The organism is Pseudomonas sp. FSL W5-0299 (assembly GCF_005930655.1).
Classification (GTDB): Bacteria; Pseudomonadota; Gammaproteobacteria; order Pseudomonadales; family Pseudomonadaceae; genus Aquipseudomonas; species Aquipseudomonas mandelii.
Map to the genome: position 1 here is coordinate 69439 of NZ_RXHX01000011.1, position 19709 is coordinate 89147.

Annotated in this window: 14 protein-coding genes and 1 pseudogene; 8 read left to right on the top strand and 7 right to left on the bottom strand. The window is 60.4% G+C overall.

Features of this window, described 5'->3' with window-relative positions; genetic code table 11:
* Nucleotides 1–136 precede the first annotated feature (136 nt).
* The 6 genes from FHL16_RS16025 to edd all read right to left on the bottom strand — a co-directional run bounded on the left by FHL16_RS16025 (nt 137) and on the right by edd (nt 8191).
* Nucleotides 137–1438: an ABC transporter substrate-binding protein gene (locus FHL16_RS16025; RefSeq protein WP_010457391.1), complete on the bottom strand. Its 1302-nt coding sequence runs from the start codon at nt 1436–1438 to the stop codon at nt 137–139.
* Between the two features lie 117 nt (nt 1439–1555).
* Nucleotides 1556–2815: a D-mannose isomerase gene (locus FHL16_RS16030; protein ID WP_077748692.1), complete on the bottom strand. Its 1260-nt coding sequence runs from the start codon at nt 2813–2815 to the stop codon at nt 1556–1558.
* A gap of 228 nt (nt 2816–3043) precedes the next feature.
* On the bottom strand, nt 3044–4513 hold the full coding sequence (locus FHL16_RS16035; protein WP_042932631.1) for an ATP-binding protein: 1470 nt from the start codon (nt 4511–4513) through the stop codon (nt 3044–3046).
* Nucleotides 4503–5234, bottom strand: a complete 732-nt coding sequence (locus FHL16_RS16040) for a response regulator (RefSeq protein ID WP_010457397.1) — start codon at nt 5232–5234, stop codon at nt 4503–4505. Before FHL16_RS16040 ends, FHL16_RS16035 begins: the two co-directional genes overlap by 11 nt.
* A gap of 183 nt (nt 5235–5417) precedes the next feature.
* Nucleotides 5418–6368 (bottom strand): glucokinase, encoded by a 951-nt coding sequence (locus FHL16_RS16045; protein ID WP_077748693.1) that lies wholly within the window; start codon nt 6366–6368, stop codon nt 5418–5420.
* Nucleotides 6365–8191: a phosphogluconate dehydratase gene (edd, locus tag FHL16_RS16050; RefSeq protein ID WP_010457401.1), complete on the bottom strand. Its 1827-nt coding sequence runs from the start codon at nt 8189–8191 to the stop codon at nt 6365–6367. The genes FHL16_RS16045 and edd overlap by 4 nt, the downstream gene beginning before the upstream one ends.
* Before the next feature lie 220 nt (nt 8192–8411).
* On the opposite strand from edd, the gene gap reads away from it, so the two are divergent.
* The 5 genes and pseudogenes from gap to FHL16_RS16070 all read left to right on the top strand — a co-directional run bounded on the left by gap (nt 8412) and on the right by FHL16_RS16070 (nt 13814).
* On the top strand, nt 8412–9413 hold the full coding sequence (gene gap / locus FHL16_RS16055; protein ID WP_077748694.1) for a type I glyceraldehyde-3-phosphate dehydrogenase: 1002 nt from the start codon (nt 8412–8414) through the stop codon (nt 9411–9413).
* 15 nt (nt 9414–9428) lie between these two features.
* On the top strand, nt 9429–9893 hold the full coding sequence (locus tag FHL16_RS16060) for a methylglyoxal synthase (protein WP_077748695.1): 465 nt from the start codon (nt 9429–9431) through the stop codon (nt 9891–9893).
* A gap of 560 nt (nt 9894–10453) precedes the next feature.
* Nucleotides 10454–11461: pseudogene (locus FHL16_RS35015) on the top strand (PDC sensor domain-containing protein); the annotation flags it as partial.
* A gap of 102 nt (nt 11462–11563) precedes the next feature.
* The gene (locus FHL16_RS35020) at nt 11564–12319 is read left to right on the top strand and encodes a methyl-accepting chemotaxis protein (RefSeq protein ID WP_370654441.1); all 756 of its coding nucleotides are present in this window, start codon (nt 11564–11566) and stop codon (nt 12317–12319) included.
* Between the two features lie 163 nt (nt 12320–12482).
* Nucleotides 12483–13814 (top strand): CoA transferase, encoded by a 1332-nt coding sequence (locus FHL16_RS16070; protein WP_077748697.1) that lies wholly within the window; start codon nt 12483–12485, stop codon nt 13812–13814.
* Nucleotides 13815–13942: 128 nt separating this feature from the next.
* On the opposite strand, the gene arcD (FHL16_RS16075) is transcribed toward FHL16_RS16070, so the two are convergent.
* Entirely contained in the window at nt 13943–15370 is a 1428-nt protein-coding gene (gene arcD, locus FHL16_RS16075; RefSeq protein WP_077748698.1) for an arginine-ornithine antiporter, read from the bottom strand.
* 427 nt (nt 15371–15797) lie between these two features.
* Between arcD (FHL16_RS16075) and arcD (FHL16_RS16080) the strand changes: the two genes are divergently transcribed.
* The 3 genes from arcD (FHL16_RS16080) (at nt 15798) to FHL16_RS16090 (ending at nt 19597) form a co-directional block, all read left to right on the top strand.
* Nucleotides 15798–17225, top strand: a complete 1428-nt coding sequence (gene arcD / locus FHL16_RS16080; RefSeq protein WP_077748699.1) for an arginine-ornithine antiporter — start codon at nt 15798–15800, stop codon at nt 17223–17225.
* Between the two features lie 35 nt (nt 17226–17260).
* On the top strand, nt 17261–18517 hold the full coding sequence (gene arcA / locus FHL16_RS16085; RefSeq protein WP_010457415.1) for an arginine deiminase: 1257 nt from the start codon (nt 17261–17263) through the stop codon (nt 18515–18517).
* Between the two features lie 69 nt (nt 18518–18586).
* The gene (locus tag FHL16_RS16090; protein WP_017340452.1) at nt 18587–19597 is read left to right on the top strand and encodes an ornithine carbamoyltransferase; all 1011 of its coding nucleotides are present in this window, start codon (nt 18587–18589) and stop codon (nt 19595–19597) included.
* Nucleotides 19598–19709 lie beyond the last annotated feature (112 nt).

Here is a 19709-nt window from a genome sequence, read left to right on the forward strand (position 1 = left end):
TACGAGAGAAAATTTACGTTGGAAATGCTGACCCTTGCAGGCGTGAGACTGCTTGCGATAGCTGAGTGTCAGACTCTGGATGTATCAACTGATACACCGCTATCGCGAGCAGGCTCGCTCCTACAGGGGCCAAGCATTACTTGGCAGCTTTGACGGCCGTGCCCAATTGCTTGGCGGCAGTCGCCGGATCGGCTTTCGGGTCGTTGATGAAGTTGGTCACCACATCAAAGAACGCGCCCTGGACCGCCAGCGTGGTCGCCATGTTGTGCGCCATGCTCGGCTGCAGGCCGCCGGACTTGGCGTCCACCAGGAAGTCCTTGGCAGCGGTCTGGGCGCAGGAGTCGAAACCGTACTTGCCCATGTCGTTCAGCATGTCGATTCGAACCGGGATCGAGCCCTTGTTGATGCTGAAGACTTTCTGGAAGTTCTCACCCAGCACGACCTTGGCAATGTCCTGTTGAGCAGCAGCAGTGCCTTTGTCTTTCTGCTTGAACACAGCCAGGGAGTCGATGTTGTAGGTGAACGCCTTGTCGGTGCCCGGGAACGCTACGCACTCGTAGTCCTTGCCGGCGACTTTCTTGGCGGCTGTCCACTCGCTCTTGGCCCAGTCGCCCATGATCTGCATACCGGCCTTGCCGTTGATGACCTTGGCCGCTTCCAGGTTCCAGTCCTGGCCTTTGCCGTCGGCGTCCATGTAGGTCGCGACTTTTTTCAGCTCGGTCAGCGCCTTGACCATTTCAGGACCGGTGAGTGCTGCGTTGTCCAGGTCGACCAGGGCTTTCTTGTAGCCGTCGACGCCCATGACCGACAGGACCACCGCTTCGAACACGGTGCTGTCCTGCCAAGGCTGGCCGCCGTGGGCAAGCGCAATGAAGCCCGCTGCCTTGAGCTTGTCACCGGCTGCGTAGAATTCCTGAAGGGTGGTTGGCGCTTTTTCGATGCCGGCTTTCTTGAAGACTTCCGGGTTGATCCACAGCCAGTTAACGCGGTGAATGTTCACCGGCACGGCCACGTAGTCACCTTCGTACTTCACGGTATCGGAGACTTTCTTGTCGAGCAGACTGTCCCACTTCTCGGTTTTGGCCGCGTCTTTCAAGACGTCGGTGTCGAGCAGACCGGTAGACGCCCATTCCTGGATGTCCGGGCCTTTGATCTGTGCGACGCCAGGTGGGTTGCCTGCAACGGCGCGGCTCTTCAGCACGGTCATGGCGGTCGCACCGCCACCACCGGCAACGGCGCCGTCCTTCCAGGTGAAACCGTCTTTTTCGACTTGGGCCTTGAGGACATCAACGGCCGCTTTTTCGCCACCGGAGGTCCACCAGTGAACGACTTCTACCGAACCTTTGGAATCGGCGGCAAGCGCACTGACAGGGAATGCAGAGATAGGGAGCAATGAGGCAAGAGAAATGACAGTAGCGAGGCGAGAAATCGCATTCATCTAGAATTACCTTTCTTGTTGTTATGCATGCAAGTCTGGTGCTTGCGCTGCATAGGATTTTAAACAGGAGTTATCCCCTCGCAGGTAACGAAGGGACGCTTGAATGTCACCACATGGTTACACAGGAGCGCTCTGGGACAACTGCCCCAAGGCCGTGGCCATGCTCGGCGCCAGTGGCAGGCGCGGGATCAGGACGGCTTGCCAGGCGTGATACAGATCCGGTTTACCGGCCCAGATATCGGCACTTGGACGGTTTTGCGGGTCGAGCTCATGGTGCCAACTGCCATCGCAGCGGTCGATGAAATGACTGTCACAGAATTCCCAGAACAGCCGGTACCAGGTTTCGTATTGCGTATCCCCAGTGCGTTTAAGCAACGCGCTGGCGGCGGCACTGGCTTCGCAATGGGTCCAGTGCAAGCGATGGCGAACCACCGCGCGATTGTCCCAGTCGAGGGTGTAGACAATCCCGGGCAGCCCGTCGACATCCCAGCCGTGACGGCAGTTGTGATCGAAGAGTTTTTGCGCGTCGGTGGCCAGCCAACCCGGCGTGAGCATGCCGGCTTGCACGCGTGCCGCTTCGAGGTGCAGCAACAGCCGCGCCCATTCGAAACCGTGGCCCGGCGTGGTGCCGTAAGGGCGGAAACCGTCGGCCGGGTTGTCGTGGTTGTACTCGCGCAGCGGCTGCCAATCGCGATCGAAATGCTCGACCACCAGGTAGTCGTTGGCAGCGGCGTGACCATGAATGACGCGCTCGACGATGCGCTGAGCGCGGACCAGCCAGCGGTGGTCGTCGGTGACATCGGCCAGGGCGAGAAAGGCTTCGGTGGCGTGCATGTTGCTGTTGGCGCCGCGGTAGGCTTCTTCTCCGCTCCAGTCGCGCTCGAAGGATTCGCGCATTGCGCCCTCCTCCTCGCTCCAGAAATGCGTGTCGATGATGTTGATCGCATCGTCGAGCAACGCCTGTGCACCGGGGCGCTGGGCGACGACCGCCGAACTGGCCGCGAGGGCCACGAAGGCATGCAGGTAAGCGGCCTTGTCGGTGTTGTCATCGTGATGATGGGCAGCGGCAAACCAGCCGCCGTGTTCGGCATCACGCAACGGACCGCTGAGCGCCTGAATGCCGTGATCGACCAGCTCGGCAAACCCCGGCAAACCCTGAATATGCGCCATGGCGAAGCTGTGGGTCATGCGGGCGGTGTTCATGGTTTCGGCGTGGGCGTTGGCCGGGAGACGGCCCTTTTCATCGAGATTACCGAAGCCTTCGGCAAGCTTTGAAGCCTTGGCAAATGCCAACAGGCGCAAGCCTTCGGCCGCGAGCCATTGCTGATGGGCAGGTGCGTTGAGCCAACTGCTGAATGCAGGTTGGAAGGTGTCCATGGGGTGCCTTTTTTTGTTGTTTTGACTGAGGGCAGTCTAAACAACGGGCGGGGGCGGGCTTGTAACGAAGGGGGCGAGTTATGTCACCGGTTTGTGACATTTAGCTTGAGAGATTTGTTTAATGGTCTGACGCCTTCGCGAGCAGGCTCGCTCCCACATGGGTTCTGCGGTGCACACAAATTCCCTGTGGGAGCGAGCCTGCTCGCGAAGAACGATAACGCGGTCAATCTAGTCAACACTGCGCGGCAACTGCAACGTCACCCGCAACCCGCCTTCACGCAGGTTTTGCAGGCTGACTTCACCGCCATGGCTATGGGCAATGTTGCGCGCAATCCCCAACCCCAAGCCATATCCCTGCTGCTGCCCGGCCAACCGGAAGTGCGGTTCGAACACCTGCTCCATCCGTTGCTCCGGCACGCCTGGCCCTTCGTCATCGACATGCAGGATGAAGGCGCTCTCGTCGTCATCGATATGCAAATGCGCGTTCTGCCCATACTTCAATGCGTTGTCGATCAGGTTGCCGATGCAGCGCTTGAGCGCCAGCGGTTTGCCCGGGTACGCCGCCAGCGCCCGGCCCTGCTGGGTGACGCGACCATTGCCGTTGGGCGCCAGGTACGGTTCCACCAGACAATCGAGCACATGGTTCAGATCCACCGGCTCGATGTTTTCGTGAATATCGGTGTCTTTCACGCATTGCAGCGCGCCCTTGACCAGCAATTCCAGCTCATCCAGATCGCGGCCGAACTTGGCTTGCAGCTGTTCGTCTTCAAGCAATTCGACCCGCAGCCTTAACCGGGTAATCGGCGTGCGCAGATCATGGGAAATCGCGCTGAACAACTGGCTGCGCTCGGTCAGGTAACGGCTGATGCGCTCGCGCATCGCATTGAAAGCGCGGCCCACTTCGACCACTTCACTGCCGCCGCCTTCGGCCACCGGTTCGACTTCGGCACCGAGGGACATGTCCCGCGCCGCCCGCGCCAGGCGTTTGAGCGGACGACTCTGCCAGTGCACCAACAGGCCGATGAACAACAGCAAAAAGCCACTGGTGAGCACGATGAACCAGACCTGCTGCGCCGGCAGGCCCTGTTCTTCAAGGCTGGTGTAGGGCTCGGGCAACAGCGAGGCGATGTACAACCACTCGCCCGGCGCCATCTGGATTTGCGTGACCAGCACCGGCGGGTTCACCGGCTCCAGCGTCAGCGCGTAATGCGCCCATGAGCGCGGCAACTCATCGAGTTTCAGCCCGCTGTTGAAGATCCGCAGGTCTTCGGGGCTGACGAAGGTCACCGAGATATCCGTGTCTTGGCCGAGGGACTCGCGCAACACCTGATCCACGGCCTTGAGCACGGCTTCCTTGCGCGGGGTGATCGGCAACACTTCCATGCCCAGCGGCTTGTCGTTGAGGGTCACCACGAAACGGGTGCCGCCCATGCTGCGCAATTGGTCGAGCACCAAGGGACGAAACGCCACCGGCAGCGAACGAAAATAACTGACGCTGGCCGTCATCGAGTGGGCCAGGCTGCGGGCACTGGTGACCAGGCCTTCAAGTTGGGTGGCACGCAGTTGCGACACCCAGATCACGCTCGACAAGGTCTGCGCGAACAGCACCGCCAACAGGGTCAGCAGCAACATGCGCCCGAGCAGCGAACGCGGCATCGGCACGCGGGCGGCGAGCTTGCGCAACCACTCAGTGGCCATTGCTGGCAACCACATTGGCGGCCAGTTGGTAGCCGCTGCCACGCACGGTACGGATCAATCGCGGCGGTTTTTCGGTATCACGCAGGCGCTGACGCAAACGGCTGACCGCCATGTCGACGATGCGATCCAGCGGCATCAGATCGCGGCCACGGGTGGCGTTGCCGATGGTGTCGCGGTCGAGGATTTCCTGCGGATGATCGAGGAACAGTTTCAGCAGCGCAAAATCGGCGCCGGAGAGAATCACTTCTTCGCCGTCGATGTGGAACAGCCGGTGGCTGACCATGTCCAGCCGCCAGTCGTCGAACGCCAGCACTTCACCGCCGGAACGCTCCTGACCGAACTGCGCGCGGCGCAACAAAGCCTTGATGCGCGCCTGCAATTCACGGGGGCTGAACGGTTTACCGAGGTAGTCGTCGGCGCCCAGCTCCAGGCCAATGACGCGGTCGGCCTCGTCGGAGCTGGCGGTGAGCATGATGATCGGCACCTGCGCCTGACGCGGGTGTTGGCGGATCCAGCGGCAAAGGCTGAAACCGTCTTCGTCGGGCAGCATCACGTCGAGGATCACCAGATCGCTCGGCGCTTCGTTCATCGCTTGGCGAAAGCCCGCGCCATCGGGCGTGGTGCGGACCTGGAAACCGGCGCGGGTCAGGTAGGTGTCCAGCAACTCGCGTATCTCTTGATCATCATCGACCAACAAAATCGACTTGTTGACTGAGCTCACGGGGCGGCGTCCTTGTTGTTTGAATTGGGCGGATTATGCCTGATCGCGGGTAAATCGTTGGTGCCTGTACGGACGCCTTCGCGGGCAAGCCTCGCTCCTGCAAGGTCAGAGCCGTTCGCGAATTCCGTGAACGACATAAAACCTGTAGGAGCGAGGCTTGCCCGCGAAGGGCGCGACTCGGTGTTAGGCCTGATCGAGCGCCACACCCGCACCCATCAACCCGGAATACGGCGCCGTCACCAGCCACACAGGGATGCCTTTGAAGTAATCGCTCATGCAGCCCTTGTCGGCGAAGCACCGGGCAAAGCCGCTTTCAACGAAGAAATCGGCAAACCGCGGAATCACTCCGCCGACGATATACACGCCACCGCGAGCCCCCGTGGTCAGCACGTTGTTGCCGGCGACACGACCGAGCCAGCAGCAGAACTGCTCCAGCACTTCCAGCGCAATCGGGTCACCCGCCAGACCGGCAGCGGTTATCGATTCCGGAGTATCGAGCACCGGCTCATGACCGTCCACCGCACAAATCGCCCGGTAGACCCGCGGCAAACCGCTGCCGCTCAACGCCGTTTCAGCGCTGACATGCCCGATCTCATTGAAGATGTGTTGCCACAGTTGGGTTTCACGCAGACTGCTCAAGGGCAGATCAACGTGACCGCCCTCCCCTGGCAAGGCAGCAAAACGGCCTTCGCCCAGGTCCAGCAAGGTGCCGACACCCAGCCCCGTGCCCGGACCGATCACCACGGCAGGCCGCAGCGGCTCAGGCGTGCCTTCGCAGACCACCCGAAACTCACCCGGCTGCAAACGGGTCATGCCCAGCGCCATCGCCGAAAAATCATTGACCAGCAACAACTGATCGACCTGCAATGCCTTGCAAAAATCTTTGCGACTGAGCCGCCAGTGATTATTGGTGAACTTGAATTCATCACCGCTCACCGGGCCGGCCACCGACAGGCATACCGAGCCGATCGAACCCGGCGCCAGGCCAAGCCCGCCCAGATAGAGGGAAATCGCCTCTTCCGGGCTGGCGTGGTCGGCCGTTGCCAGCACCTGGATCGCTTCCAGTTGCTGGTTTTTCCACAACGCGAAACGTGCGTTGGTCCCACCGATGTCACCGACCAAAGCCAGTTTCAATTAAGCGTCTCCAGGGCAGAAGTAAAGGCGCTGGCGCCCTGCTCTGCGGAGCTGAAGGCCATGCGCATGAAACCAAACAGTTCGCGACCGCTGCCAATGTTGTTGCCCAACAGGCCCTTGGCCGGGGTGCGCGCTGCAAATTCTTCGGCGTCCACCTTAAGCTCCAGGGTGCCTTTGACGCCATCGACGCGGATGATATCGCCCTCTTGCACCCGCGCAAGAGCGCCGCCGACATAAGCTTCGGGACTGACATGAATCGCTGCCGGGATTTTCCCCGACGCGCCGGACATGCGCCCGTCGGTCACCAGCGCGACTTTGAAGCCGCGATCCTGCAGCACGCCGAGGAACGGCGTCATTTTGTGCAGCTCCGGCATGCCATTGGAGCGCGGGCCCTGGAAGCGCATCACCGCGACAAAATCCTTCTCCAGCAAACCGGCCTTGAACGCGTCGGCCAGGTCCTGCTGATCCTGGAACACCATGGCTGGCGCTTCGACGATCTGGTTTTCCAAGGCAACGGCGGAGACTTTCATCACGCCACGTCCGAGGTTGCCTTCCATCACCCGCAAGCCGCCCTCAGGCGAGAACGCACGCGCGACCGGGCGAAGAATGGTTTCGTCGAGGCTTTCGATCGGGCCTTCGCGCCAGACCAGCTCGCCGTTTTCGAGGAACGGCTCCATGGTGTAACGGCTCAAGCCGTGGCCCAGCACCGTGTTGACGTTTTCGTGCAGCAGCCCGGCTTCCAGCAGTTCGCGGATCAGGAATGACATGCCGCCCGCCGCCTGGAAATGGTTGATGTCGGCTTTGCCGTTCGGGTAGACGTGGCTCAGGGTCGGCACGACTTCGGAGAGGTCGGCCATGTCCTGCCAGGTCAGTTGAATGCCGGCCGCCATGGCGATGGCGGGCATGTGCAAGGTGTGGTTGGTCGATCCGCCGGTGGCGTGCAGCGCTACGATGGAGTTGACCAGCGAACGCTCGTCGACGATTTCGCCGATCGGCATAAAGTCACCGTTCTGCTTGGTCAGACGCGTCACCTGATGCGCCGCTTCGCGGGTCAGGGCATCGCGCAACGGGGTGTTCGGGTTGACGAACGAGGCGCCCGGCAAGTGCAGGCCCATGACTTCCATCAGCAACTGGTTGGTGTTGGCGGTGCCGTAAAAAGTGCAGGTACCCGGGCTGTGGTAGGACTTCATTTCCGATTCCAGCAGCTCTTCGCGGCTGGCCTTGCCTTCGGCATAACGCTGACGCACATCGGCTTTCTGCTTGTTGGAAATGCCCGAGACCATCGGCCCACCCGGGACGAAGATCGTCGGCAGATGACCAAAACGCAGTGCGCCCATCATCAGGCCCGGGACGATCTTGTCGCAGATGCCGAGCATCAGCGCGCCATCGAACATGTTGTGGGACAGCGCCACGGCGGTGGACAGCGCGATCACCTCACGGCTCGGCAGGCTCAGCTCCATGCCCGGCTCGCCTTGGGTCACGCCATCGCACATGGCCGGGGTGCCGCCGGCGAACTGGCCGACGGAGCCGATCTCGCGCAGGGCTTTTTTGATCTGTTCAGGAAAGACTTCGTAAGGCTGATGCGCCGAGAGCATGTCGTTATATGACGAAACAATCGCAATGTTGGCGGAGTTCATCATCCGCAGACTGTGCTTGTCTTCAGTGCCGCAACCGGCCACGCCGTGGGCGAAGTTGGCGCATTGCAGCTTGCCGCGCATCGGACCGTCGCTGGCTGCATCGCGAATAAGCGCAAGGTAAGCCTCACGGGTTGCGCGGCTACGGGCGATAAGCCGTTCGGTGACCTCAAGGACGCGGGGATGCATGTGTAGAACTCCAGGCTAACGGATGTGGCGACCTGATTGTCTATGCTGAGCAAGAGCCGGTGTCGATGGGATGACAGACGGTTTTCTTGATCGGTCGGACCAGTTGATTCAGGTCACTCGTTGTAGATTGAACAAAATATTGCCATTAAAAAGGCTTGTTTTCTATTTTTATGCGAATAATCTTGTAATTCCAACAACAAAACGACGGCGGCCCTGTTAAATGACTCTTCGAATCGCAATCAATGGTTTTGGCCGAATTGGCCGCAACGTCCTGCGCGCACTGTATACCCAAGGCTATCGCCAGGATCTGCAGATCGTTGCCATCAATGACCTTGGCGACAGCGCGATGAACGCTCATCTGCTCAAGTACGACACCGTTCACGGCACGTTCGACGCCGATGTCCAGCACGATCAGGAAAGCCTGACCGTCAACGGTGACCGTATTGCCGTCAGTGCCATTCGCAACCCGGCCGAGTTGCCTTGGGCCGCGGAAAAAATTGATGTGGTGTTCGAGTGCACCGGTCTGTTCACCGACCGTGCCAAAGCCGCCGCGCATATTACGGCCGGCGCGCGCAAAGTGATTATCTCGGCCCCGGCCAAAGGCGCCGACGCCACCGTTGTCTACGGGGTCAACCACGACATTCTGCGCCAATCGCACCAGATCATTTCCAACGCGTCGTGCACCACTAATTGCCTGGCCCCGGTGGCGCAGGTGCTGCACCGCGAACTGGGCATCGAAAGCGGTCTGATGACCACGATCCACGCCTACACCAACGACCAGAACCTGACCGACGTCTACCACACCGACCCGTACCGCGCCCGTTCGGCCACCCAGAACATGATCCCGAGCAAGACCGGCGCCGCTGAAGCGGTCGGCCTGGTGCTGCCGGAACTGGCCGGCAAACTGACCGGCATGGCGGTACGTGTTCCGGTGATCAACGTGTCGCTGGTGGACCTGACCGTGCAGCTCAAGCGCGAAGCGTCGGCCGATGAAGTGAATGCACTGCTCAAAGAAGCCGCCCAGCACTCGAAGATTCTCGGCTACAACACCCTGCCGCTGGTCTCCAGCGACTTCAATCACAACCCGCTGTCGTCGATCTTCGACGCCAACCACACCAAGTCCAGCGGCAAGCTGCTCAAGGTACTGGCGTGGTACGACAACGAATGGGGCTTCTCCAACCGCATGCTCGATAACTGCCTGGCGCTGTGCAACGCTGAGTAACGGGGAGCTAAACCGATGATCGGTATCAGCTTCACGCAAAAGACCATGGCGGCGCGCAAGCGTATCGCCTTGGTCGCCCATGACCACTGCAAGGTATTTTTGCTGGACTGGGCCGAGCGGCAGAAGGACAAGCTTGCGCAACATGAACTGGTCGCCACCGGCACCACCGGGCTGTTGTTGCAACAACGCCTGGAGCTGCCGGTGGAAAGCATGATCAGCGGCCCCTTGGGCGGCGACCAGCAACTCGGTGCGCGCATTGCCGAGCAGCGGGTCGACATGCTGGTGTTTTTCTGGGACCCGTTCGAACCGCAACCCCATGACCCGGACATCAAGGCGTTGCTGCGGGTCGCGGCGGTCTGGAACATTCCGGTGGCGTGCAACGAATGCAGCGCCGACTACCTGCTCAGCAGCCCGATGATGGAGCAGGCTCACGCCCACCGCATCCCCGATTACGCGACCTATCTGTTGGGTCGCGCCTGAACCGCTTTCGGATCCATCACTGACCCCCTTGAACGGATAATGGACATCATCGTCCGTTCAAGAAGGATCAGGTACGCCAGCCTCAGAATCTCCCCGCGATTTCCCCGTTTTAAGCCCTGTTTTCGGCAGATTTTTCCGCGCAAACGTTCAACCCCTACCGTTCGTCGGGGCCACCATCATGCATCCTCGTCCCACGCCGATGTGCATTGAATGGCGCTGAATGGACTTGGCGAACCGGGTCGACATCGGCCCACAGCCAACACTTCATCCCTTCGCGAGTTCGCCCTATGTTCGACTCTCTCTCTATCCGTCTGAAAATCGTCTTGCTGTCCGGCCTGTGCCTGCTGGGCGTGGTCGCGTTGATCGTCGGTATGAACTTCTACCAGACCAACCAGAACGATGAGCTGGTCAGCGCCTCCAGCCGCAAGATGCTCACCACCAGCGTGCAGGACCTGCTCCAGGCCAAGGCCGCCGAGCAAGCGGTGCGGGTGCAGAAGACATTCGGTGAAAGCCTGTTGGTGGTGACTGCCCTGGCCGATCAGATCAAGGACATGCGCGCCATGGCCGCCAAGCGTTCGCTTGAGGCCGGGGCCCTGCGTGAGGAGTTGAACCAGAGCCTGAAAACCGCGTTTGAGCGCAACAGCAAAGTGCTGGGGATCTGGTTGGCGTTCGAGCCCAACGGCCTGGACGGCAAGGACAGAGAGTTCGCCAACGATGCGGCCCGCCAGTCCAACGAATCCGGGCGTTTTGCCAGTTACTGGAGCCGTGCCGGTGGGGCCGGGATCAACACGATCATGGTCGAAGACGACATGACCAAAACCACCCTGAGCCTCAGCGGCACGCCGTACAACAGCTGGTACACCTGCCCTCGCGACAGCAAACGCACCTGCTTGCTGGACCCGTATGCCGACACCGTCGGCGGCAAGGAAATGCTGATGACCACCATTTCCGTGCCGTTGCTGGTGGACGGCAAATCCATCGGCGTGGTCGGTATCGACATCGCCCTCGACGCCCTGCAAGCGGCCGCGGTCGATTCCCAGCGTGACCTGTTCAACAGCGCCGGGCACATGCTGATTGTCTCCGGCAGCGGTGTATTGGCCGGCTACAGCGTCGATGCGAGCAAGGTCGGCAAAAGCATTGATGCGACCCTCGGCGCTGACGGCAAGGACATCCTGCAACTGCTCAGCGGCGGCACGCCGAAGATCCTCGAACAAGGCGATGTGATTCGTGCGGTGTACCCGGTGAGCCCGATCAGCGACTCCAAAGCCTGGGGCGTGGTGATTGACCTGCCCAAGCAAGTGCTGCTGGCCGATTCGGTCAAGCTGCAAGCGGTGCTCGATGACGCCCAGCAAAGCGGCACGATCAAAGCGGTGCTGGTGGCTGTCGCGGCCGGCCTGGTCGGTCTGTTGCTGATCTGGCTCACCGCGTCCGGCGTGACCCGGCCGATCAACGGCGTCGCCGAGATGCTCAAGGCGATTGCCAGCGGCGACGGCGACCTGACCCAACGCCTGCACTACAGCAAAAAAGATGAACTGGGCGAACTGGTCAGCTGGTTCAACCGCTTCCTCGACAAGCTGCAACCGACCATCGCGCAGATCAAACAAAGCATCACCGACGCTCGTGGCACCGCCGACCAATCCTCGGAAATCGCCCGTCAGACCAGCGAAGGCATGCAGGTGCAGTTCCGCGAAATCGACCAGGTCGCCACAGCGTCAAACGAAATGAGCGCCACCGCCCACGAAGTCGCCAACAGTGCGTCGAACGCGGCCAATGCGGCCAAAGGTGCGGATCAATCGGCGCGCGATGGCATGTCGATCATCGAGCGCAGCACCCGTGACATCAATCAACTGGCAGACGAAGTCAGCAAGGCTGTGACCGAAGTCGAGGCGCTGGCGGTGAACAGCGAGCAGATTGGTTCGGTGCTGGAAGTGATCCGCAGCATTGCCGAACAAACCAACTTGCTCGCCCTCAACGCGGCGATCGAAGCGGCCCGTGCCGGAGAAAGCGGTCGCGGGTTTGCCGTGGTGGCCGACGAAGTGCGCAACCTGGCCAAACGCACCCAGGACTCGGTGGAAGAAATCCGCGTCGTGATCGAGCGCATCCAGACCGGCACACGCGGCGTGGTGGCCACCATGCATTCGAGCCAGACCCAGGCCCACAGCAACGCCGGACAGATCCAGCAAGCGGTCCAGGCCTTGGGCAAAATCAGCGACGCGGTCACCGTGATCAGCGACATGAACCTGCAAATCGCCAGCGCCGCCGAACAGCAAAGCGCGGTGGCCGAAGAGGTCAACCGTAACGTCTCGGCGATCCGCACCGTCACCGAAACCCTGACCGGCCAGGCCACCGAATCGGCGCAGATCAGCAGCCAACTCAACTCGCTGACCACCCACCAGATGAAATTGATGGATCAGTTCCGGGTGTAACAGCCACAGCCCTGTAGGAGCGAGGCTTGCCTGCGAAGGGAGCGCTGCGGTTTTCAGATAGACCGCATTATCGTTCTTCGCGGGCAAGCCTCGCTCCTACAGGTTTCATCCGCTTCATCACCTGTTTGATCTATGCTCGGGCTCTCGTTCCGGAGGGCCTTCGATGACTGGTTTACTCACGTCCATTCAAGCCGCGCTTGGCTTGCCTCACACGCCAATTCCCTTTACGTCGAGCGGCGCCCTGCCCTCGGCGTTTGCCGTCACTGATCTGGCCTGTGCCAGCATCGCCGCCGCCGGCCAGGCAGTCAGCGAATTACTGCAACAACACACCGGTCGCTTCCCCAGCCTTGAAGTCGACCGCCGCCTGGCCTCTTTCTGGTTCGCCACCTCGATCCGCCCCGTGGGCTGGAGCGTTCCGCCGCTGTGGGACCCGATGGCCGGTGACTACGCGACCCAGGACGGCTGGATCCGCTTGCACACCAACGCGCCGCATCACCGCGCCGCCGCCGAAAGCGTGCTCGGCACTTGTGCCGACCGTGCGGCGATGGCGAGCAAGGTTGCGCAATGGGCGAAAACCGATCTGGAACAGGCCGTAGTCGATGCCGGCGGCTGCGCCGCCGAGATGCGCAGCTGGGCACAATGGCAGGCGCATCCCCAAGGTCTGGCGGTGAACGCCGAGCCGTTGATTCAGTTCAGCGCCGGCAGCGGTCAACACGCGAAAACCTGGACAGGTTCTGTGGCGCAACCGTTGGCAGGCATCAAGGTGCTGGACTTGACCCGCGTGTTGGCCGGCCCCGTCGCCAGTCGTTTTCTCGCCGGCCTCGGCGCCGATGTATTGCGCATCGACCCACCGACCTGGAACGAACCCGGCGTGGTGCCCGAAGTCACGTTGGGCAAACGCTGCGCACGGCTGGACCTGCACAACAACGACGATCGAGCGGTGTTCGAAAGCCTGCTCAAGGACGCCGATATCGTGCTCCACGGCTACCGCGCCGACGCACTGGAAAAGTTGGGTTACGGTGTCGCCGAGCGGGAAAAACTGTCGCCGGGCCTGATTGATGTGTGCCTCAACGCCTACGGTTGGAGCGGCCCGTGGCGCAACCGCCGTGGCTTCGACAGCCTGGTACAGATGAGCAGCGGCATTGCCGACGCGGGCTGGCAGTGGAAGAAAGCGGACAAACCGACGCCGCTGCCCGTTCAGGCGCTGGATCATGCGACCGGGTATTTGATGGCGGCTGCGGCGATCACGTTATTGGGACGGGGTGGGTCGGCCAGGTTGTCGTTGGCGCGAACGGCGAAATTGTTGATTGAAAACGGTGCAGGGACGGATGAGGCGCTACGAGCTGAAGATGAAAATGATCAGGGGATGTTGATCGAGCAAACGCCTTGGGGGCCGGCGCATCGGCTTCATGTGCCTTTGAAAATCACCGGCACTCCATTGCAATGGGCACTTCCAGCTTCGGAATTGGGTGCCCATCGCGCGCAGTGGTGGTGACCGTCAGATAGCTATCGCGAGCAGGCTCGCTCCCACATTGGATCTGCGTCGAACACAAAACCTGTGGCAGCGAGCTTGCTCGCGATGGGGCCAGAACACTCAATACAAAACCGGTGCCAGCCGCCACCTCACAACGACAGCAACCCGCTGTACAACCCATACGCCGCCAGCCCCGCCCCGCTGATGACGCAGGTGAAAATGCCTTTCTCGATATGGGTAAACAGCGGCTCGCCTTGCTCTCGCTTGGCCTTGGCAAACAAGATCACCCCCGGCGCATACAACAACGCCGACAGCAGCAGATATTTCACCCCGCCCGCATACAACAACCACACTGCGTAACCCAGGGCGATGCCGCCGATCATCAGGTCCTTGGTCCGCTCGGCCGACGCGTGCTCGTAGGTTTCGCCGCGTCCGCTCAACAGCACCGCATACGCCGCCGACCACAGATACGGCACCAGGATCATCGACGACGCGAGGTAGATCAGGCTGGTGTAAGTGCCTGCCGAAAACAGCGTGATCAGCAGAAAAATCTGGATCATCACGTTGGTCAGCCACAGCGCATTGACCGGTACATGGTTGGCATTTTCCTTGGTCAGAAAGGCCGGCATGGTCTTGTCTTTAGCCGTGGCGAAAAGGATTTCGGCGCAAAGCAGCGCCCAGGACAACAATGCACCCAACAGCGAAATCGCCAGGCCGATGCTGATCAGCAGCGCACCCCAAGGACCGACAATGTGCTCCAGCACCGCCGCCAGTGACGGGTTTTGCAGGGTGGCCAATTCCGGCTGGCTCATGATCCCCAGGGACAACACATTCACCAGCACCAATAACGCCAACACGCCGAGAAAACCGATCACCGTTGCCCGGCCGACGTCCGAGCGTTTCTCCGCCCTGGCCGAGTACACACTGGCGCCTTCAATGCCAATGAACACGAACACGGTGACCAGCATCATGTTGCGCACCTGCTCCATGACGCCGCCGAAATTCGGGTTGCTGCTTCCCCAGATATCGCGGGTGAAGACGTCCGCCTTGAAGGCCACGGCGGCGATGACGATGAACATGATCAGCGGCACGATCTTGGCCACGGTGGTCAGCTGGTTGATGAACGTCGCCTCCTTGATCCCGCGCAGCACCAGAAAATGCACGGCCCACAGCAGCACCGAGGCGCAACCGATGGCGATCGGCGTGTTGCCCTGGCCAAATACCGGAAAGAAATAACCGAGGGTGCTGAAAAGCAACACAAAATACCCGACGTTGCCCAGCCAGGCGCTGATCCAGTAACCCCAGGCGGATGAAAACCCCATGTAATCGCCGAACCCGGCCTTGGCGTAGGCGTACACCCCGGAATCCAGTTCGGGTTTGCGATTGGCCAGGGTCTGGAACACGAAGGCCAGGGTCAGCATGCCGACCGCAGTGATCGCCCAACCAATCAATATCGCCCCGGCATCGGCACGCGCCGCCATGTTTTGCGGCAAGGAAAAAATCCCGCCGCCGATCATAGAACCGACGACCAGGGCGATCAGCGCACTGAGGCGAAGCTTTTGCGTCGTTTGCACCATCTTGCGTCCCTTTTTACGGCATGGCCATTGAGGCATAACTTTAACTAAATGGATAACGGGTTTAAGCGTTTATTAACTAACGGAAAATAACGCCTTCTATTTATAGCCGATAATTCTATGGGATCGGTGTGTAACAGTTTTGTATGTCAATTTTGATAAATCCATTCCACACCGAAAACAGATGACAAAATTGGCAGAAAGCCAAAACCGGACTAAGGTCAAAATTCAAAAGTGCTATGCATCATTCACGCCTGAACTGGCCGAAGCCTCTGGAAAGGGCTTTTCCAGCGATATCCTTATGCCCGTAAAAGTTTCATAAGTCTTTCATTAACAATGGAATGTGTCGATGTACTGATCTATGTCAGATGTCTGAATAGCTAACAGCATTAATCTGCTGTCTCTTTTCTCCTGCATTGGAGGTCATGCAATGTCTGAATCCCCCGGTAAACTGAAACTCGGCGCACTTGTGGCGCTGGTTGTCGGCTCAATGATTGGTGGCGGGATCTTCTCTTTACCGCAAAACATGGCCGCCAGTGCCGATGTCGGTGCCGTGCTGATCGGTTGGGCGATTACCGCGGTCGGCATGCTGACCCTGGCCTTCGTGTTCCAGACCCTCGCCAACCGCAAGCCTGACCTGGACGGCGGTGTCTACGCCTACGCCAAGGCCGGTTTCGGCGACTACATGGGTTTCTCGTCTGCCTGGGGTTACTGGATCAGTGCGTGGCTGGGCAACGTCGGTTATTTCGTGTTGCTGTTCAGCACCCTCGGCTATTTCTTCCCGATCTTCGGCGAAGGCAACACCGTCGCTGCGGTGATCGGCGCGTCGGTGCTGCTCTGGGGCGTGCATTTCCTCGTGTTGCGCGGGATCAAGGAAGCGGCGTTCATCAACCTGGTGACCACCGTCGCCAAGGTCGTGCCACTGGTGCTGTTTGTGCTGATCGCGATTTTCGCCTTCAAACTGGACATCTTCACCGCCGACATCTGGGGCCTGAAAAACCCGGACCTGGGCAGTGTGATGAACCAGGTGCGCAACATGATGCTGGTCACCGTGTGGGTGTTCATCGGCATTGAAGGCGCGAGCATTTTCTCGGCCCGGGCAGAAAAACGCAGCGACGTCGGCAAGGCCACCGTGATCGGTTTTATCACCGTGTTGCTGTTTCTGGTGCTGGTGAACGTGCTGTCGCTGGGCATCATGACCCAACCGGAACTGGCCAAACTGCAGAACCCGTCGATGGCCGCGGTGCTGGAACACGTCGTCGGTCCATGGGGCGCCGTGCTGATCAGCGTCGGCCTGATCATCTCGCTGCTCGGGGCGCTGCTGTCGTGGGTGCTGTTGTGTGCGGAGATCATGTTCGCCGCCGCCAAGGACCACACCATGCCGGCGTTCCTGCGCAAGGAAAACGCCAAACAGGTACCGGTCAACGCCTTGTGGCTGACCAACGCAATGGTGCAGCTGTTCCTGGTCATCACCCTGTTTTCGGCCAGCACTTACCTGTCGCTGATCTACCTTGCCACCTCGATGATTCTGGTGCCGTATCTGTGGTCCGCGGCTTATGCCCTGCTGCTGGCGGTGCGTGGCGAGAGCTATGAAAACGCTGCGGCTGAACGTCGCAAAGACCTGTTCATCGGTGCCGTCGCGTTGATTTACGCGGTCTGGCTGATCTATGCCGGCGGCGTCAAATACCTGCTGCTCTCTGCCCTGCTCTATGCCCCCGGCGCGATCCTGTTCGCCAAGGCCAAGATGGAGCTCAACAAACCGGTTTTCACCAACGTCGAGAAGCTGATTTTCGCCGCTGTTGTCGTCGGCGCCCTGGTGGCGGCCTACGGCCTGTATGACGGCTTCCTGACCCTGTAACACTCGACTCATTTGTCATCTGGAGGATCACTGTAATGACCACCGAAAAAGTTAAGTACGGCGTCCATTCCGAAGCCGGCAAACTGCGCAAAGTCATGGTTTGCTCCCCAGGCCTGGCCCACCAGCGGCTGACTCCGAACAACTGTGACGAACTGCTTTTCGATGATGTGCTGTGGGTGGCCCAGGCCAAGCGTGACCATTTCGACTTCGTCACCAAGATGCGCGAACGCAACGTCGATGTGCTGGAAATGCACAACCTGCTGACCGACATCGTCGCCATCCCCGAAGCCCTCGACTGGATTCTGGAACGCAAGGTCACCGCCAACTCGGTCGGCCTCGGCCTGATCAACGAAGTGGGTTCGTGGCTGCGTAGCCTGGAACCGCGGCATATCGCCGAGTTCCTGATTGGCGGTGTCTCCGCCGATGACCTGCCGGACAGCTTCGGCGGCAAGACCATCCAGATGTTCCGCGACTTCCTCGGCCACTCCAGCTTCATTCTGCCGCCGCTGCCCAACACCCAGTTCACCCGCGACACCACCTGCTGGATCTACGGTGGCGTGACGCTGAACCCGATGTACTGGCCGGCGCGACGTCAGGAAACCCTGCTGACCACCGCCATTTACAAATTCCACCCACAGTTCACCAACGCCGATTTTGAAATCTGGTACGGCGACCCGGACCAGGATCACGGCAGCGCCACCCTGGAAGGCGGCGACGTGATGCCCATCGGCAACGGTGTGGTGTTGATCGGCATGGGCGAACGTTCGTCACGACAGGCCATCGGCCAACTGGCGGTGAACCTGTTCAAGCACAACGCCGTGGAGAAAGTCATCGTCGCCGGCCTGCCGAAGTCCCGCGCAGCGATGCACCTGGACACCGTATTCAGCTTCTGCGACCGCGACCTGGTGACGATTTTCCCGGAAGTGGTAAACCAGATCGTCGCCTTCACCCTGCGCCCTGACGACAGCAAGCCGGGCGGCATCGACATCCGCCGCGAAGAAACCAACTTCCTCGACACCGTCGCCAAGGCCCTCAACCTCAAGGCGCTGCGCGTGGTGGAAACCGGCGGCAACAGCTTCGCTGCCGAACGCGAGCAATGGGACGACGGCAACAACGTGGTGGCCGTGGAGCCCGGCGTGGTGATCGGTTATGACCGCAACACCTACACCAACACCCTGCTGCGCAAGGCCGGTGTAGAAGTCATCACCATCAGCGCTGGCGAACTGGGGCGCGGCCGTGGCGGCGGCCACTGCATGACCTGCCCGATCATTCGCGACCCTATCGACTATTAATTTTTATGCCCTGCTTCGCGCTCATAAAGCGCGAAGCAGGCGGATAACCGAAACCCAAGGAGATCCAAAATGGCTTTCAATATGCGCAACCGCAGCCTGCTCTCGCTGATGCACCACACCACTCGCGAGCTCAACTACCTGCTAGACCTGTCCCGCGACCTCAAGCGCGCCAAATATACCGGCACCGAGCGTCCGCACCTGCAAGGCAAAAACATCGCGCTGATCTTCGAAAAAACCTCGACCCGCACCCGTTGCGCCTTCGAAGTCGCGGCCCATGACCAGGGCGCCCACGTCACCTACATCGACCCGGTGTCGTCGCAGATCGGCCACAAGGAAAGCATGAAAGACACCGCCCGCGTGCTGGGGCGGATGTTCGACGCCATCGAGTACCGGGGCTTCGAACAGGAAATCGTCGAAGAGCTGGCCAAGTTCGCCGGCGTACCGGTGTTCAACGGCCTGACCGCTGAATTCCACCCGACACAAATGATCGCCGACACCCTGACCATGCGTGAGCACAGCGACAAGCCGCTGCACGACATCAGCTACGCCTACCTTGGCGACGCCCGTTACAACATGGGCAACTCGCTGCTGATGATCGGCGCCAAACTCGGCATGGACGTGCGCATCGCCGCGCCGAAAGCGCTCTGGCCACACGCTGATTTCATCGCCCAGTGCAAAGCCTTCGCCGAAGAAAGCGGCGCGCGCATCACCATCACCGAAGACCCGAAAGCAGCGGTCAAGGGCGTGGACTTCATCCACACCGACATCTGGGTGTCGATGGGTGAGCCGGTAGAAGCGTGGGACGAGCGCATCGAGCAACTGCTGCCGTACCAGGTCAACGCCGCGATGATGAAAGCCTCCGGCAACCCGCGGGTGAAATTCATGCACTGCCTGCCGGCGTTCCACAACAGCGAAACCAAGGTCGGCAAGGACATCGCCGCACGCTATCCGCACCTGGCCAACGGCGTGGAGGTGACTGAAGAAGTCTTCGAATCGCCGGCCAACATCGCCTTCGAGCAAGCGGAAAACCGCATGCACACCATCAAGGCGATCCTGGTGTCGGCGTTGGCGGATATCTAACGGCCCACCCGGCTCTCCCGGCTGGAACAAAGCCCCTGCGGGAGCGAGCCTGCTCGCGATAGCGGAGTAACAGTCAACGTCTCTGTTGAGTGTTAAATAGTCATCGCGAGCA

Bases quoted from the DNA above. Each gene is read 5' to 3' on its own strand.
- FHL16_RS16025 (WP_010457391.1), bottom strand. From the start codon at position 1,438: ATGAATGCGATTTCTCGCCTCGCTACTGTCATTTCTCTTGCCTCATTG.
- FHL16_RS16030 (WP_077748692.1), bottom strand. From the start codon at position 2,815: ATGGACACCTTCCAACCTGCATTCAGCAGTTGGCTCAACGCACCTGCC.
- FHL16_RS16035 (WP_042932631.1), bottom strand. From the start codon at position 4,513: ATGGCCACTGAGTGGTTGCGCAAGCTCGCCGCCCGCGTGCCGATGCCG.
- edd (WP_010457401.1), bottom strand. From the start codon at position 8,191: ATGCATCCCCGCGTCCTTGAGGTCACCGAACGGCTTATCGCCCGTAGC.
- gap (WP_077748694.1), top strand. From the start codon at position 8,412: ATGACTCTTCGAATCGCAATCAATGGTTTTGGCCGAATTGGCCGCAAC.
- FHL16_RS16060 (WP_077748695.1), top strand. From the start codon at position 9,429: ATGATCGGTATCAGCTTCACGCAAAAGACCATGGCGGCGCGCAAGCGT.
- FHL16_RS35020 (WP_370654441.1), top strand. From the start codon at position 11,564: ATGCAGGTGCAGTTCCGCGAAATCGACCAGGTCGCCACAGCGTCAAAC.
- FHL16_RS16070 (WP_077748697.1), top strand. From the start codon at position 12,483: ATGACTGGTTTACTCACGTCCATTCAAGCCGCGCTTGGCTTGCCTCAC.
- arcD (WP_077748698.1), bottom strand. From the start codon at position 15,370: ATGGTGCAAACGACGCAAAAGCTTCGCCTCAGTGCGCTGATCGCCCTG.
- arcD (WP_077748699.1), top strand. From the start codon at position 15,798: ATGTCTGAATCCCCCGGTAAACTGAAACTCGGCGCACTTGTGGCGCTG.
- arcA (WP_010457415.1), top strand. From the start codon at position 17,261: ATGACCACCGAAAAAGTTAAGTACGGCGTCCATTCCGAAGCCGGCAAA.
- FHL16_RS16090 (WP_017340452.1), top strand. From the start codon at position 18,587: ATGGCTTTCAATATGCGCAACCGCAGCCTGCTCTCGCTGATGCACCAC.